Consider the following 14,257-nt stretch of genomic DNA (forward strand, 5'->3'; position numbering starts at 1 on the left):
CGCACAGGTCGAAGCGGAGCCGGAACTCGAGGGGATGGGCACCACGCTTACCGCAATCCTGTTCGCGGGCGACCGAATTGGATTGGTGCACATCGGCGATTCGCGTGGCTACCTGCTGCGCGACGGCGAACTGACCCAAATTACCAAGGACGACACGTTCGTTCAGACTCTGGTCGACGAAGGCCGGATCACCCGGGAAGAGGCCCACAGCCACCCACAGCGATCGTTGATCATGCGGGCGCTCACCGGCCACGAGGTCGAGCCGACGTTGACCATGCGAGAAGCGCGCGCCGGTGATCGCTATCTGCTTTGTTCCGACGGGCTATCGGACCCGGTGAGCGACGAGACCATCCTCGAGGCGTTGCAGATTCCCGACGTCGCCGAGGCCGCCTACCGTCTCATCGAATTGGCGCTGCGCGGTGGCGGTCCGGACAACGTCACCGTGGTCGTCGCCGACGTCGTGGACTACGACTACGGCCAGACCCAGCCGATCCTGGCCGGCGCGGTGTCAGGTGACGAGGATCAAATGACGCTGCCCAACACCTCGGCCGGGCGCGCATCGGCGATCAGACCGCGCGACGAGTCCGCCAAACGTGTTGCACCGCAACCGGAAACACCTCATCGGCCGCGGTGGTCTCGCCGACGGACGTTCGTCGTCGCCGCCTTGGCGGTGCTGCTGGTCTTCGCGGGCCTCACCGTCGGGTGGTGGGTCATCCAGCGCAACTATTACGTCGCCGAATACAGCGGCCGTGTCTCCATCGTTCGGGGGATCCAGGGAACGCTGCTGGGTGTTCCATTGCAACGGCCCTACCTAGTGGGCTGCATCAACGCCCGCAACGAGCTGTCGCTGGTCAGCTATGGGCAATCCGGCGGCCACTCCAATTGCCAACTGATAACGCTGCAAGACCTGCGCCGCCCCGGACAGGTCCAGGTCCAAACCGGGCTGCCGGGCGGCAGCCTGGACCAGGCCGAATCGCAGCTGCGCCAATTGTTGGCCGAATACCTGCTGCCGATCTGTCCGCCACCGCGTGCCACGTCGCCGCCCGGGTCGCCGTCCGCCGGTGGCGGAACACCCGAATCCAGCACCACCGCACCGCCAGCATCGCCCCCCACCAGCTCCACCAGCATCAGCCCCCCACCGAGCACGAGCGCCTCCAGCGGCCCCGCGAACTCATCACCGGCAGGTCCGAGCACCATGTCGCAAACGGTGACCGCACTCCCCGGGCCCCCCCTCCAACCGGGCATCGACTGCCGGACGGTGGCATGACAACACAGCTTCAGCCGCCAGTCGCGGTCAAGCCTCCTCTGCCTACCCGGCGCAACGCCGAGTTGTTGCTGCTGGGCTTCGCCGCGGTGATCACCGTCGCCGCGCTGCTGATAGTTGAGGCCAATCAAACCCGCGACCTGCACTGGAACGCGGTCAACTACGGTCTGGTGTTTCTCGTCGTGTTCGGGTCAGCGCACATGGCCATCAGGCGCTTCGCGCCCTATACCGATCCGCTGCTGTTGCCAATCGTGGCATTACTCAACGGACTTGGCCTGGTGATGATCCACCGGCTCGATCTGGTGACCAACCAGCTCAGCGGCCGCCACCACCCCAGCGCGACCCAGCAGATGCTGTGGACCCTGGTCGGTGTGGTGACCTTTGCGTTGGTGGTCACCTTCCTGAAAGACCATCGACAACTGGCGCGCTACGGCTACATCTGCGGACTCTTCGGTCTGATCTTCCTGGTGATTCCCGCCCTGTTGCCGGCATCACTGTCCGAACAGAACGGCGCCAAGATCTGGATTCGCTTGCCCGGCTTCTCAATTCAGCCCGCCGAATTCTCCAAAATTCTGCTCCTGATCTTCTTCTCCGCGGTGCTGATCGCCAAACGCGGCCTGTTCACCAGCGTCGGCAAGCACTTCATGGGCTTGACCCTGCCCCGCCCCCGCGACCTCGCACCGCTGCTGGCGGCCTGGGTGATCTCGGTCGGAGTGATGGCCTTCGAAAAGGACCTTGGCACTTCACTATTGCTGTACACGTCATTTTTGGTGGTGGTCTACCTCGCCACCCAGCGCTTCAGCTGGGTGGGGATCGGCCTGGTGCTGTTCGCCGCGGGAAGCGTTGTCGCGTACTTCGTTTTCAGCCACGTCCGGGTCCGGGTGCGGATGTGGTGGGACCCTTTCTCCGACCCCGACGGCAGCGGCTATCAGATTGTGCAGTCGCTCTTCAGCTTCGCCACCGGCGGGATCTTCGGCACCGGGCTCGGCAACGGTCAACCCGACACCGTGCCGGCCGCATCGACCGACTTCATCATCGCGGCGTTCGGCGAAGAGCTGGGGTTGGTGGGCCTGGCGAGCATCTTGATGCTCTACACCATCGTCATCGTGCGAGGAATGCGCACGGCGATCGCGACCCGGGATAGCTTCGGCAAGCTGCTGGCGGCGGGCTTGGCGTCCACGCTGGCCCTTCAGCTGTTCATCGTCGTCGGCGGGGTAACCCAGCTCATTCCCCTGACCGGGTTGACCACCCCGTGGATGTCTTACGGCGGCTCGTCGTTGCTGGCGAACTATGTGCTGTTGGCCATCCTGGCGCGTATCTCACACAGCGCCCGTCGTCCCTTGCGCACCCCCGCACGTCACGAGCCGCCAATCGCGGCGGCCGGTACCGAGGTGATCGAGAAAGTATGAACGCCTCCCTGCGCCGGATCTCGGTGACCGTGATGGCGTTGATCGTGCTGCTGTTGATCAACGCCACGGTGACGCAGGTCTTCGCCGCCGACTCGCTGCGCTCCGACCCGCGCAATCAGCGGGTCCTGCTCGACGAGTATTCGCGCCAGCGCGGTCAGATCGTGGCGGGCGGACAGCTGTTGGCCTATTCCGTCGCCACCGATAACCGCTTCCGCTTCCTGCGGGTCTATCCCAACCCCGCGGCATACGCGCCGGTCACCGGGTTTTACTCGTTGCGCTATTCCAGCACTGGTCTGGAACGGGCCGAGGATCCGCTGTTGAACGGCTCCGACGAGCGGCTGTTCGGGCGCCGGCTGGCGGACTTCTTCACCGGCCGCGACCCCCGCGGGGCCAACGTCGACACCACGATCAAGCCGCGGGTCCAGCAGGCCGCCTGGGACGGGATGCAGCAGGGCTGCGGCGGCCCGCCGTGCAAGGGCGCCGTCGTTGCCCTCGAGCCGTCCACCGGCAAGATTTTGGCAATGGTGTCCTCCCCGTCCTATGACCCCAATCAGCTGTCGTCGCACGATCCCGAGGTGCAGGCGCAGGCCTGGCAGCGGCTGCGCGACGATCCCAACGACCCGATGACCAACCGCGCCATCGCCGAGACCTACCCACCCGGCTCCACCTTCAAGGTCATCACCACCGCGGCCGCGCTGCAGGCCGGCGCCTCCGACAGCGAGCAGCTGACCGCCGCCCCCTCGATTCCGCTGCCCAATAGCTCCGCAACTCTGGAGAACTACGGTGGGCAGGCGTGTGGCAACGAGCCGACCGTGTCGTTGCAGAAGGCCTTCGCCCTGTCCTGCAACACGGCATTCGTCCAGCTCGGCATCCTCACCGGAGCCGACGCGCTGCGCAGCATGGGGCGCTCATTCGGCCTGGACACCACCCCCAGCGTCATCCCGCTGCAGGTCGCCGAATCGACCATCGGGATCATCCCGGACGCCGCGGCCCTGGGAATGTCGAGCATTGGCCAGAAGGATGTCGCTATGACACCCCTTCAGAACGCCGAGATCGCCGCGACCATCGCGAACGGCGGGGTGACGATGCAGCCCTATCTGATCGACAGCCTCAAGGGGCCGGACCTGACCACCATTAGCACCACCGCACCCTATGAGCAGCGGCGCGCGGTGTCGCCGCAGGTCGCCGCTAAGCTGACAGAGCTGATGGTCGGCGCCGAGAAGGTCGCACAGCAGAAAGGGGCCATTCCCGGCGTGCAGATCGCATCCAAGACGGGTACCGCAGAGCATGGCACCGATCCGCGGCACACACCGCCGCACGCGTGGTATATCGCTTTCGCGCCCGCTCCGACCCCGAGAGTCGCCGTAGCGGTGTTGGTGGAGAATGGCGCCGACCGCCTGTCCGCGACTGGGGGTGCACTCGCCGCGCCGATCGGACGGGCTGTGATCCAGGCCGCGCTACAGGGAGGACCATGAGCCCGCGAGTTGGTGTGACGCTGTCAGGCAGATACCGCCTGCAGCGGCTGATCGCCACCGGCGGCATGGGCCAGGTCTGGGAGGCGGTGGACAGCCGCCTGGGCCGGCGCGTCGCGGTCAAGGTGCTCAAGCAGGAGTTCTCCCAGGACCCCGAGTTCATCGAGCGCTTCCGCGCTGAAGCGCGGACCACGGCGATGCTCAACCACCCCGGGATCGCGGCGGTCCACGACTACGGCGAGAGCCAGCTGGACGGGGAAGGCCGAACCGCCTATCTGGTGATGGAGCTGGTCAACGGCGAGCCGCTGAACTCGGTGCTCAAACGCACCGGCCGGCTGTCGCTGCGGCACGCGCTGGACATGCTCGAGCAGACCGGTCGCGCGCTGCAGGTCGCGCACGCCGCCGGTTTGGTCCACCGCGACGTCAAGCCGGGCAACATCCTGATCACCCCCACCGGCCAGGTAAAGATCACCGACTTCGGTATCGCCAAGGCCGTCGACGCCGCGCCGGTGACCCAGACCGGAATGGTGATGGGGACCGCCCAATACATCGCACCCGAACAGGCCCTCGGTCACGACGCCACCCCGTCCAGCGACGTGTATTCGCTGGGAGTCGTTGGCTACGAGGTTGTCTCGGGTAAGCGGCCGTTTACCGGTGACGGTGCACTGACCGTGGCGATGAAGCACATCAAGGAACCGCCGCCGCCGCTGCCCGCGGAGCTGCCGCCCAACGTGCGCGAACTCATCGAGATCACACTGGTCAAGAACCCGGCGATGCGGTACCGCAGCGGGGGGCCCTTCGCCGACGCCGTGTCAGCGGTGCGCGCCGGTCGTCGTCCGCCGCGGCCCAGCGCGACCCCGCCTGCCGGCCGGGCATCGCCGGCGGCCATTCCGTCCAGCCCGACGACCAGGGCGGCCGCGGTGGCCCCGCGCACCGCTGCGCCGCGTCGTTCCCGCCCGACCACCGGCGGGCACCGTCCGCCCCCGGCCCGGCGCACCTTTTCGTCGGGGCAGCGGGCGCTGCTGTGGGCCGCCGGGGTGCTCGGCGCGCTGGCGATCATCATCGCGGTGCTCATCGTCATCAATTCCCGGGGGGACCAGCAGCAATCGCCCCCGACGGTCACCGACACCGGCACCCCACCGGCATCGGCGCCGCCACCGAGCAACACATCGAGCGGTTCCGCGAACCACCCCGGCATGCGACTCACTTGGCCGGATGACGGCACGATAGGGACGGCGGGATTCCGCCACGGACCGGCCCGACACGGGACATCACAATGACCACCCCCCAGCACCTGTCCGACCGTTACGAAGTGGGCGAGATCCTCGGCTTCGGCGGTATGTCCGAGGTTCACCTGGCCCGCGACGTCCGTTTACATCGCGACGTCGCGGTCAAGGTGCTGCGCGCGGACCTGGCCCGCGATCCCAGCTTCTACCTACGCTTCCGGCGCGAGGCGCAAAACGCCGCCGCGTTGAATCACCCGTCCATCGTCGCCGTGTACGACACCGGTGAGGCAGAGACGTCCACCGGGCCGCTGCCCTACATCGTCATGGAGTACGTCGACGGGGTCACCCTGCGCGACATCGTGCACACCGACGGCCCGTTGCCGCCGCGGCGGGCCATCGAGATCATCGCCGACGCGTGCCAGGCGCTGAACTTCAGTCATCAGGCCGGCATCATCCACCGCGACGTCAAGCCGGCCAACATCATGATCAGCACCACCAACGCGGTCAAGGTGATGGATTTCGGTATCGCCCGCGCGATCGCCGACAGCGGCAACAGCGTCACCCAGACCGCCGCGGTGATCGGGACCGCGCAGTACCTGTCGCCCGAGCAGGCCCGCGGCGAGACCGTCGACGCCCGTTCCGATGTGTATTCGCTGGGTTGCGTACTGTACGAAATCCTCACGGGCGAACCACCTTTCGTCGGAGACTCGCCGGTCGCGGTTGCCTACCAACATGTCCGTGAAGACCCGGTCCCGCCGTCGCAGCGCCACGAAGGCATCTCCGCCGACCTCGACGCCGTTGTTCTCAAGGCGCTCGCCAAAAATCCGGAGAATCGCTATCAGACCGCAGCGGAGATGCGCGCCGACCTGGTCCGGGTGCACAACGGCGAGAAGCCCGAAGCGCCCAAGGTTTTCACCGACGCGGACCGAAGCTCGATGTTGTCGTCCAACGCCGGCGGCGCGGGCCCGCCACGGACCGATCCGTTGCCTCGACAGGTTCTCGCGGCCGCCGGCGAGGACCGCGCCGTTGGTTCGGTCAGTCGCTGGATCGTCGCGGTGGCCGCACTGACCGTCCTGACGATCGTCGTGGTCATCGCTTTCAACACCTTCGGCGGCGGGGCCCGTGATGTTCAGGTGCCCGACGTGCGGGGGCAGGTATCCGCCGATGCCATTGCCGCGCTGCAAAACCGCGGTTTCAGAACACGCACGCTGCAGAAGCCGGATTCGATCATCCCGCCCGATCACGTCATCGGCACCGACCCCGCCGCCAACGCCTCGGTCGGTGCGGGCGATGAGATCACCGTCAACGTCTCCACCGGCCCGGAACAGCGCGAGGTACCCGACGTCTCCTCGTTGAGTTACACCGACGCGGTCGCCAAGCTCAAAGCCGCGGGATTCACCAAGTTCAAGCAGGCCAATTCGCCGTCGACACCGGAGCTGCTGGGCAAGGTGATCGGGACCAACCCGCCGGCCAACCAGACGTCGGCGATCACCAACGTCATCGTCGTCATCGTCGGCTCCGGGCCGGAGACCAAGCAGGTTCCCGACATCGCGGGACAAACCGTGGACATCGCGCAACGGAACATGACGGTCTACGGCTTCAGCAAAGTCACCCAGGTCCAAGTGGATAGCCCGCGTCCGGCCGGTGAGGTCATCGGGACCAATCCGCCCAAGGGACAGATGGTGCCGGTGGACTCGGTGATCGAGGTCCAGGTGTCCAAGGGCAATCAGTTCGTCATGCCCGACCTCAGTGGGATGTTCTGGACGGACGCCGAACCACGGCTACGTGCGCTGGGCTGGACGGGCATCCTGGACAAGGGCGCCGACGTCGACGCCGGTGGCTCCCAGGCCCACCGGGTGGTGTATCAGAACCCGCCGGCCGGCGCCGGGGTCAACCGGGACGGGATCATCACGCTGAAGTTCGGTCAGTAGCCGCCGGATCGGCCGGGAAATACGGCCGCACCGCGGCGTGCACGTCATTCTCGAGTCGACGAACCAGCGTGTCATTGCGCACCAACCCGCACTCGGCGAGCCAGTTCGCCAGCATGCGATGGCCGCCCTCGGTCAGGATCGACTCCGGGTGGAACTGCACGCCGTGAATCGGGAATTCGGCGTGACGCACCGCCATGATCACGCCGCTGTCCGTGTAGGCGGTGACCTCGAGCACCGAGGGCAGCGACTCGGGCACGATGGTCAGCGAGTGGTAACGGGTCGCCGTGAAGGGATCCGGGAGTCCTTGCAACACACCCACATTGGTGTGATGGACGCTGCTGGTCTTACCGTGCAGCAGCTCGGGAGCGCGGTCGACGGTGGCGCCGAATGCGACGCCGATCGCCTGGTGGCCGAGGCAGACCCCGAGCAACGGAATTTTCTCGGCGGCACACGCGAGAACCATCCCGATCGAAGCGCCCGCGCGCTCCGGCGTGCCCGGCCCCGGACTGAGCAGGACGCCGTCGAACTGCCGCACGGCGGCGGTCTCGTCGGAGAGCCGGGCGTCGTCATTGCGCCAGACATCGGCGTCCACACCCAGCTGGCCGAGGTACTGCACCAGGTTGAACACGAAGCTGTCGTAGTTGTCGACAACCAGGATCCGCATCGTGCCAGGTTACCGCCGAGGCCGCGCGCGCTGCTGGTCAGCCGCCCTCAGTAGCCGATCGGGCCGTTGGGCTGCGCAAAGTGCAGCCGGTCGGGCTCGGAATGACCGACGACCTGCACATCGGCCTTCACCTCTTCGCGGTAGCCGAGCCCGAACCGGACCACGTACTGCTTGTAGAGGGTCACCAGGGGAGCGGCCGCCAGGGCGGCTTGCATCGCCGCGGAGTTACCGATCGCGGTGATCGTGTACGGCGGGCTGTAGGTGCGCCCGTTGAGCAGCAGCGTATTGCCCACACAGCGGGCAACCGAGGTGGCGATGAGCCGTTGATCTTGCATCTGGATCGCCTCGGCACCGGCGGTCCACAACGCGTTGAGCACGGCCTGGATGTCTTGCTGGTGCACCACCAAATCGTCGGGGGACGCGTCGCGCGGGAAGCGGCCGTTGGCGTCGCGCTGCGCGTCCTCGAGGGTGACCACCAGACCCGGGCCGTGCACCGGGTTCATATCCGCGTCGCCGGCGAGCTGGGCGGAGCGTCGCAGCATCGCGGCCAACGCGGCGTCCGAAGAGCGCCCGTGCGCCGCGTCGATCTTGCCCGCCAGTTCCTCCCGTTCGGCGTTGAGGCGGTTCACCGACGACTGGGTCTCACGGACCAGGTCCACCAACCGTGGGGCATCGCTACCGCGGATCTCGGCGCCACCGGATACCCCGTGTGTGGCGGCGAGCAGCAATCCGGCCAGCACACAAACCGCCGGGACGCCGAAGCGCCATGGCGACCGGCGCGTCTGGATCATCGAGTCTCCATTTCCTGGTCACCGTCCCAGGTGAGTTAGTCTCGTAGCCAAGCTATGGGTGCAGCTGCCGTGTTTATCGTTGCACCCCGTCCCGCTCACCGTGTTGTTGAGGTAATCCGCGAGGTAATCATGCCCAAGTCCAAGGTCCGTAAGAAGAACGACTTCACCGTCAGCGCGGTGAGCCGCACCCCGGTGAAAGTCAAAGTCGGACCGTCCAGCGTGTGGTTCGTCGCGCTGTTCATCGGTCTCATGCTGATCGGGCTCGTCTGGCTGATGGTATTTCAATTGGCCGCGGTCGGAACCCAGGCGCCAACCGCCCTGAATTGGATGGCGCAGCTAGGTCCCTGGAACTATGCCATCGCGTTCGCTTTCATGATCACCGGATTGTTGCTCACGATGCGCTGGCACTGAGCACGGCAGCCGGCGGAATGAATTCATTTTTGGACTGATTTGTCACCGCGTCAGCAACTTTCCTACCACCCAATCACACGCGTGTGATTTATCCCCACTGTTGATAGAGATTGTGGATAACTGCATCAACCGTGGTGGGAGGGGTTAAGGACCGCATGCAGCAAACACAATGGGAGCCGCACACGGCGGGAATCGCTGGTTGTGGAGTCGCGGGTGTTCTGATGGCTATCGCCGCTGTGACCCTAGTCACAGACCTACCGGGGCGAGTTCTGGCCGGCGTTGCCGCAGTGGGTCTGATCTTGTTTGCGGGGATGTCGTGGCTCGCACGCCCGAAGCTGGCAATCACGCCCGAAGGGCTGGCGCTGCGCGGCTGGTTCCGGACGCAGATATTGCAGCAATCCGACATCAAGATCATCCGCATCATGGAGTTCCGCCGCTATGGACGCAGAGTGCGGTTGCTGGAGATCGAAAAGGCCGACGCCGACCTGGTGCTGTTCTCCCGCTGGGACCTCGGGGTCGACCCGGTGCAGGTGCTCGATGCGCTCACGGCAGCCGGCTACGCGGGCCCTTCGCGGCGCTGAGCGGCCCGCGCGGGCGGAATGGCTACGAGATGGTGATCGACTCGATGACGACCGCCTCGGAGGGACGGTCGTTGCCGTCGGTGCCCGTCGTCGCGATCGCCTCAACCACCTTCTGTGACTCCGGGTCGGTCACTTCGCCGAAGATCGTGTGGCGCCGGTTCAGGTGCGGGGTCTTGTCGACCGTGATGAAGAACTGCGAGCCGTTGGTCCCCGGACCCGCGTTCGCCATCGCCAGCAGGTAGGGCTTGTCGAATTGCAGCTCGGGGTGGAATTCGTCGGCGAACTTGTACCCCGGACCGCCGCGGCCAGTCCCGGTCGGGTCGCCGCCCTGGATCATGAAGCCCCGGATCACCCGGTGAAAGACCGCGCCATCGTAGAACGGGCCTGAGGACCCTCCCGATGCGTTCTGGGTCGAGTACTCCTTGGTGCCCTGCGCCAGGCCAACGAAGTTGGCGACGGTCTTGGGGGCGTGGTTCCCGAACAAGGCGACCTTGATGTCGCCGCGGTTGGTGTGGAGCGTGGCGGTAGCAGTCTGAAAGGGGCTGTTAGTCACGGCACCAGAGTCTGCCACTACCCGCGGGCGTGCCCGCACGCGGTGTCACCCAATTCGGGCCGCTGCCCAAAACCCGGCGCAGGCACACCGCGGCCGCCGACGTCCCTATGCTGGCAGTCTGTTCAGATATCGGACTAGCCGTGGCCTCGTTTTCACGGAAAGCTTTACCAGCGGGATAGAAGGGCGGCAGATGAGTGCGAAGACGGAATCCCGGCTGACTCCGCGGCAGCGGCTGGCCCGAGGCCTGACCTATTCGGCACAGGGACCGGTGGACGTCACTCGGGGAGTGGTCGGCCTCAGTGTTCAGTCCGCGCAGTCGACCGCATCGCAGCTGCGCCGGAGGTATTCGGAGGGGCGGCTGGCGCGGGACATCGCGGCGGCCCAAGAAGCCCTCGCCCAGGAGCTGGCCGCCGCGCAGGAAGTGGTCACCAGCCTGCCCCAAGCGCTGCAGGATGCGCGGCGCGCACAGCGTCGCGGCAAGCGCCCGTGGGTGATTGCGGGAGTAGCCGTGGCGGTCCTCGCCGGCGGCGCCGCGGCGTTCAGCATCGCCCGGCGCTCAGTGCGGGCGAAACCTCAAGAGCCACAGTCACGGCCGCCCAGTGTGGATGTTCAGCAGCGTCCCTGAGCTCACTGCACGGTGAGGCGCAGTCGTTCGCGGCGCCGCACCAGAATGCTCGGCAGCCAATCTCCGACCTCGGCCGCGCCGATCCAGGTGGTGCGCTCGAGCAGCATCCGTAACACGATGTGGGCTTCCAAACGTGCCAGTGCAGCCCCCACGCAGAAGTGCACGCCCTTGCCGAAGCTCACGTGACTTTTGCCCGCGACGCGGTCGAGGCGGAAGTCGTTCGGGGCCTCAAAGTGCGCCGGGTCGCGGTTGGCCGCTCCCCACATCAACAGCAAATGTGAGTCGGCCGGCACCGCGACCCCACCGAGGGTGGTGTCGTGCCACACGTGCCGGTAATGACCCCGAAACGGCGCCTCGAAACGCAACGTCTCTTCGATGAAAGCGCCTAGTAATTCCGGCCTTTCGCGGAGCCCCTGTTGGATCGCGGGGCGATCGGTGAGGATCCACGCCGCACTACCCAACAGAGAAGCGGTCGACTCGCCGGCCGCGCTGAAGAGAGTGAGCATGATCCCCAGCGCCGGCAGTTGCTCTAGTTCACCCGAGGCGTAGCGGGCGGCCAGGTCGGCGATCAGGCCGGATTCACCGCTGGCGCTTGACTTTTCGAAATACTCCATGACATACCCCGATAGTTCCATCGCCGCCATCCCGGCTTGCTCGAGACGCTCGGGAGTCACGATCCCGTCAAGCAGTGTGGTGGTGGCGTAGCCGAGCCGGATGAGGTTGTCGACATCGTCATCGGGGAGACCCAGGAGCTTGCAGACCACCATCATCGGCAGCCGATTGGCGATGCTGCTCATCCATTCGATCTGACCGTCGCGCAGGTTCTGCGCCCACAAGTCGTCGGCGGTCTGGGCGGCAAACTCTTCGATGATCCGGATCCGCCTGGCCGACAGGTGTGGCAACAGAATCTTGCGGTGCATCGCGTGCACGGGGTCATCCGCCGTGGCCAATACGTGCATCGGGGATCCCGGCTGGCCCATATCGAACGGCGTGACAGTGCCGTCCTCGTGAAAGACCATGGTCGCCGTGAGGTTCGACGAAAAATCCTCGACCCGATCGACGGCCTCTTGCACTGCGTCCCAACCACACACGGCGTAGAAGGCGGAGTCACCGATACGGTGCACCGGCGCCTCGGCCCGCATCCGGTCATACAGCGGGTAGGGATCTTGGATCGCCGCGCTACCGAAGAACCGGGTCGCACTGTCCAAGACCGTCATGTGTTCAGGCTCGATGCAACCCACCGCGAGGTCAATGGATCGCGGGAAACTTGAGGAGCTCTCGCGGCCGACGACGAGGGTGGATGGCCGCGTCGACCGCTCACCAGCAGCACGTTCGTCTGAGAGAGACTGTCTGTAATTTCTCATGCTGCGAGAGGTATTTCGGTATCCCGCAGCGTAGGGGAGCATGGATGAATGCCGCGTGATGACTGGTTGGTGGGCCGCGATCGCGGTAGCGAAGCCGCCGAGCGGATCTACGCCGCGGCGGCCGACCTCATCGCTCGCCGGGGATACGAAGGGTTCACGATCGAGGCCTTGGCCGACCGGGTTCACTGCTCGCCCGCGACGATCTACCGACACGCCGGCGGCAAGGCGACCATCCGCGACGCCGTCGTCGGTATTCACGCGGCTCGCATCGTCGACACCACACGGGAAGCCATCAAGGACCTTCGCGGGCCGGATCGGGTCGTGGCCGCCACGATCATCGCCTTACAACGCCTGCGGTCTGATCCACTGGCCCAGCTCATGCGGTCGATCCACGCGGCTCCGGTCAGCGACTGGGTGATCAGCTCGCCCACCGTGACTAGCTTGGCCGCCGAAATGCTGGGGTCCGACAGCGATGATCCGCTGGCCGCTCAGTGGCTGATTCGCGTCTTCCTGTCGCTGTGGAGTTGGCCGCTCAAAGACCCGGCCGCGGAACGCGCTTTGGTGGAGCGCTTCCTCGGGTCGTCCAGTACCTCGAGGGATTAGGCAGTGCAAAAAAGGCCGGAAGTGTGGAGCCTAGGGGAATCGAACCCCTGACACCCGCCTTGCAAAGGCGGTGCTCTACCAACTGAGCTAAGGCCCCTCATCGTGACTGGGTGGTTGACCGGAGCCATCCACAGCCACGTGCCAGACCTCGACTCCACGTCGTGACCACGCCACCGCGGCCAATACGACGATCAGTCCCAGTGGTAGCGCGAGTCGTACGCAACGTCTTGACGGGCACATGGTTGTGGGCCTAGGAGGACTCGAACCTCCGACCTCTTCGTTATCAGCGAAGCGCTCTAACCGCCTGAGCTATAGGCCCGTACTCGCGTACGGCCGAGCGACGAGATTACCGCAATAGCCGCCCGACTCCCAAAAGCGCAGCACCCACGCTAGTCGCGATCCGCCAGCGTCACCTCGATGCCGCCGATCAGATCGGTGGTCAGGTTGTAGACGAACGCGGCGATGGTCGCCATCGCGGTCAGCAGCACAATGTTGACCAGGCCGACCAGGACGGCGCCGCCGAAAATCGTGCCGCTGGACACCAGTTCGCCGCTGCTGCCGCTGGTGTTGTTCAGCAGGTCACCGACGTTGCTGTTCAACTTCGACCACACGCCCATGCCGCCGAGCACGAGGTAGAGGAACGCGACCGCGATCATCCACACGAAGAACAACGCCACCGAAAGCAGCAGCGACACCTTCAGCGTGCTCCACGGATCAACCCGGCGGATCTGCATGCTGGCACGAACCGGGCCTCGCGTTCGCCGTGAGACCTGCACGCGGTCGCGGTTTTCCCGGCCCTCCCGGCTTTCCGCGGTCGCCGGACGGCCGGCTCCCGATGAGCTCTCCGAGGGCCGCTCGGGTGCGGGCTTGCGGTGCGGGCCGCGGGGCACCGGGCCGGACAGATCCGGCAATTCGCTGGCATAGGCCTCAGCGGGGGATCCCTCGCCGCGGGCCGGCGCGGCGTCCGCGTCTTTCGAATGCGCCGTGGCGCCGGCTCCCGGCGCCGCGGTGCCGGAGATGAAGCGGTTCAGCCGGGCCTCAACCCCGCTGGCCTGGCCCGATGGCCGCTTTTCGGTGGGCGGCTCGTTCTGGCGAGGCGGCGGCTGCGGGGGCCGGACCCCGCCGCGCTGCCAGGGCGGTCCGTCCCCGGCCTCCTGGGCATGGCCACCCGGTGCGGGAGGCGCCGCGCGGCGCACACCGGCACGCTCGGCCGAACCATCCCCGTTGGGGACGTCCCCCTTTTTGGGGGCGCCCGGCTCGTTCGGTGAAGTCACCCCGACTCCTTAGGTCTCTAACCTGGCCGCGCAGCGGTGGCAGTCGCGTCATGTCTGGTCGGGCTGAGTCTAAATGCCCGATTCCTCCG

General features: G+C 66.3%; 14 protein-coding genes and 2 tRNA genes. 9 read left to right on the forward strand and 7 right to left on the reverse strand.

Translation table 11 applies throughout. From position 1 onward, the window contains the following. The 5 genes from Q0W90_RS04215 to pknB all read left to right on the forward strand — a co-directional run. A partial coding sequence (locus Q0W90_RS04215) for a protein phosphatase 2C domain-containing protein (RefSeq protein WP_297773279.1) occupies window positions 1–1,267 on the forward strand: 1,267 nt, incomplete at its 5' end. Further along, window positions 1,264–2,673 carry an FtsW/RodA/SpoVE family cell cycle protein gene (locus tag Q0W90_RS04220; RefSeq protein ID WP_297773283.1) on the forward strand — a complete coding sequence of 470 codons (1,410 nt, stop codon included), beginning with the start codon at window positions 1,264–1,266 and terminating at the stop codon, window positions 2,671–2,673. The genes Q0W90_RS04215 and Q0W90_RS04220, both read left to right, overlap by 4 nt. Beyond that, complete coding sequence (pbpA, locus tag Q0W90_RS04225; protein ID WP_297698741.1) at window positions 2,670–4,148, forward strand: D,D-transpeptidase PbpA; 1,479 nt, start codon at window positions 2,670–2,672, stop codon at window positions 4,146–4,148. The genes Q0W90_RS04220 and pbpA overlap by 4 nt, the downstream gene beginning before the upstream one ends. Then, window positions 4,145–5,425, forward strand: coding sequence for a serine/threonine-protein kinase (locus Q0W90_RS04230; protein WP_297595809.1), 1,281 nt, complete (start codon window positions 4,145–4,147; stop codon window positions 5,423–5,425). Before pbpA ends, Q0W90_RS04230 begins: the two co-directional genes overlap by 4 nt. Next, complete coding sequence (gene pknB / locus Q0W90_RS04235) at window positions 5,422–7,302, forward strand: Stk1 family PASTA domain-containing Ser/Thr kinase (RefSeq protein ID WP_297595808.1); 1,881 nt, start codon at window positions 5,422–5,424, stop codon at window positions 7,300–7,302. Before Q0W90_RS04230 ends, pknB begins: the two co-directional genes overlap by 4 nt. Here pknB and Q0W90_RS04240 read toward each other — a convergent pair. Next, window positions 7,280–7,966 carry an aminodeoxychorismate/anthranilate synthase component II gene (locus Q0W90_RS04240; RefSeq protein WP_297595807.1) on the reverse strand — a complete coding sequence of 229 codons (687 nt, stop codon included), beginning with the start codon at window positions 7,964–7,966 and terminating at the stop codon, window positions 7,280–7,282. The genes pknB and Q0W90_RS04240 overlap by 23 nt on opposite strands. A 47-nt stretch (window positions 7,967–8,013) precedes the next feature. Continuing rightward, on the reverse strand, window positions 8,014–8,757 hold the full coding sequence (locus tag Q0W90_RS04245) for a DUF881 domain-containing protein (protein ID WP_297595806.1): 744 nt from the start codon (window positions 8,755–8,757) through the stop codon (window positions 8,014–8,016). Window positions 8,758–8,886: 129 nt separating this feature from the next. Here Q0W90_RS04245 and crgA point away from each other — a divergent pair, with 129 nt between their 5' ends. Next, a complete protein-coding gene (gene crgA / locus Q0W90_RS04250) occupies window positions 8,887–9,168 on the forward strand; it encodes a cell division protein CrgA (protein ID WP_225329889.1) in 282 nt (93 codons plus the stop codon). Between the two features lie 155 nt (window positions 9,169–9,323). Continuing rightward, window positions 9,324–9,749 carry a PH domain-containing protein gene (locus tag Q0W90_RS04255; protein WP_297773286.1) on the forward strand — a complete coding sequence of 142 codons (426 nt, stop codon included), beginning with the start codon at window positions 9,324–9,326 and terminating at the stop codon, window positions 9,747–9,749. A 22-nt stretch (window positions 9,750–9,771) separates the two neighbouring features. Here Q0W90_RS04255 and Q0W90_RS04260 read toward each other — a convergent pair whose 3' ends face one another. Then, complete coding sequence (locus Q0W90_RS04260) at window positions 9,772–10,320, reverse strand: peptidylprolyl isomerase (RefSeq protein ID WP_297595804.1); 549 nt, start codon at window positions 10,318–10,320, stop codon at window positions 9,772–9,774. Between the two features lie 172 nt (window positions 10,321–10,492). Here Q0W90_RS04260 and cwsA point away from each other — a divergent pair, with 172 nt between their 5' ends. After that, a complete protein-coding gene (cwsA, locus tag Q0W90_RS04265; RefSeq protein WP_297595803.1) occupies window positions 10,493–10,927 on the forward strand; it encodes a cell wall synthesis protein CwsA in 435 nt (144 codons plus the stop codon). Window positions 10,928–10,929: 2 nt separating this feature from the next. On the opposite strand, the gene Q0W90_RS04270 is transcribed toward cwsA, so the two are convergent. Further along, window positions 10,930–12,144, reverse strand: coding sequence for a cytochrome P450 (locus tag Q0W90_RS04270; protein WP_297595802.1), 1,215 nt, complete (start codon window positions 12,142–12,144; stop codon window positions 10,930–10,932). 195 nt (window positions 12,145–12,339) lie between these two features. Here Q0W90_RS04270 and Q0W90_RS04275 point away from each other — a divergent pair, with 195 nt between their 5' ends. Further along, a complete protein-coding gene (locus tag Q0W90_RS04275; protein ID WP_297698744.1) occupies window positions 12,340–12,894 on the forward strand; it encodes a TetR/AcrR family transcriptional regulator in 555 nt (184 codons plus the stop codon). Window positions 12,895–12,918: 24 nt separating this feature from the next. On the opposite strand, the gene Q0W90_RS04280 is transcribed toward Q0W90_RS04275, so the two are convergent. From Q0W90_RS04280 to Q0W90_RS04290, 3 genes are all read right to left on the reverse strand, one after another. Continuing rightward, window positions 12,919–12,991 (reverse strand) — tRNA-Ala (locus Q0W90_RS04280). A 148-nt stretch (window positions 12,992–13,139) separates the two neighbouring features. Further along, window positions 13,140–13,213: transfer RNA gene (locus Q0W90_RS04285), tRNA-Ile, on the reverse strand. 70 nt (window positions 13,214–13,283) lie between these two features. Further along, on the reverse strand, window positions 13,284–14,168 hold the full coding sequence (locus Q0W90_RS04290) for a DUF3566 domain-containing protein (RefSeq protein WP_297595800.1): 885 nt from the start codon (window positions 14,166–14,168) through the stop codon (window positions 13,284–13,286). Window positions 14,169–14,257 lie beyond the last annotated feature (89 nt).

The sequence above is a fragment of the Mycobacterium sp. genome, assembly GCF_025933915.1.
Taxonomy (GTDB): Bacteria; Actinomycetota; Actinomycetes; order Mycobacteriales; family Mycobacteriaceae; genus Mycobacterium.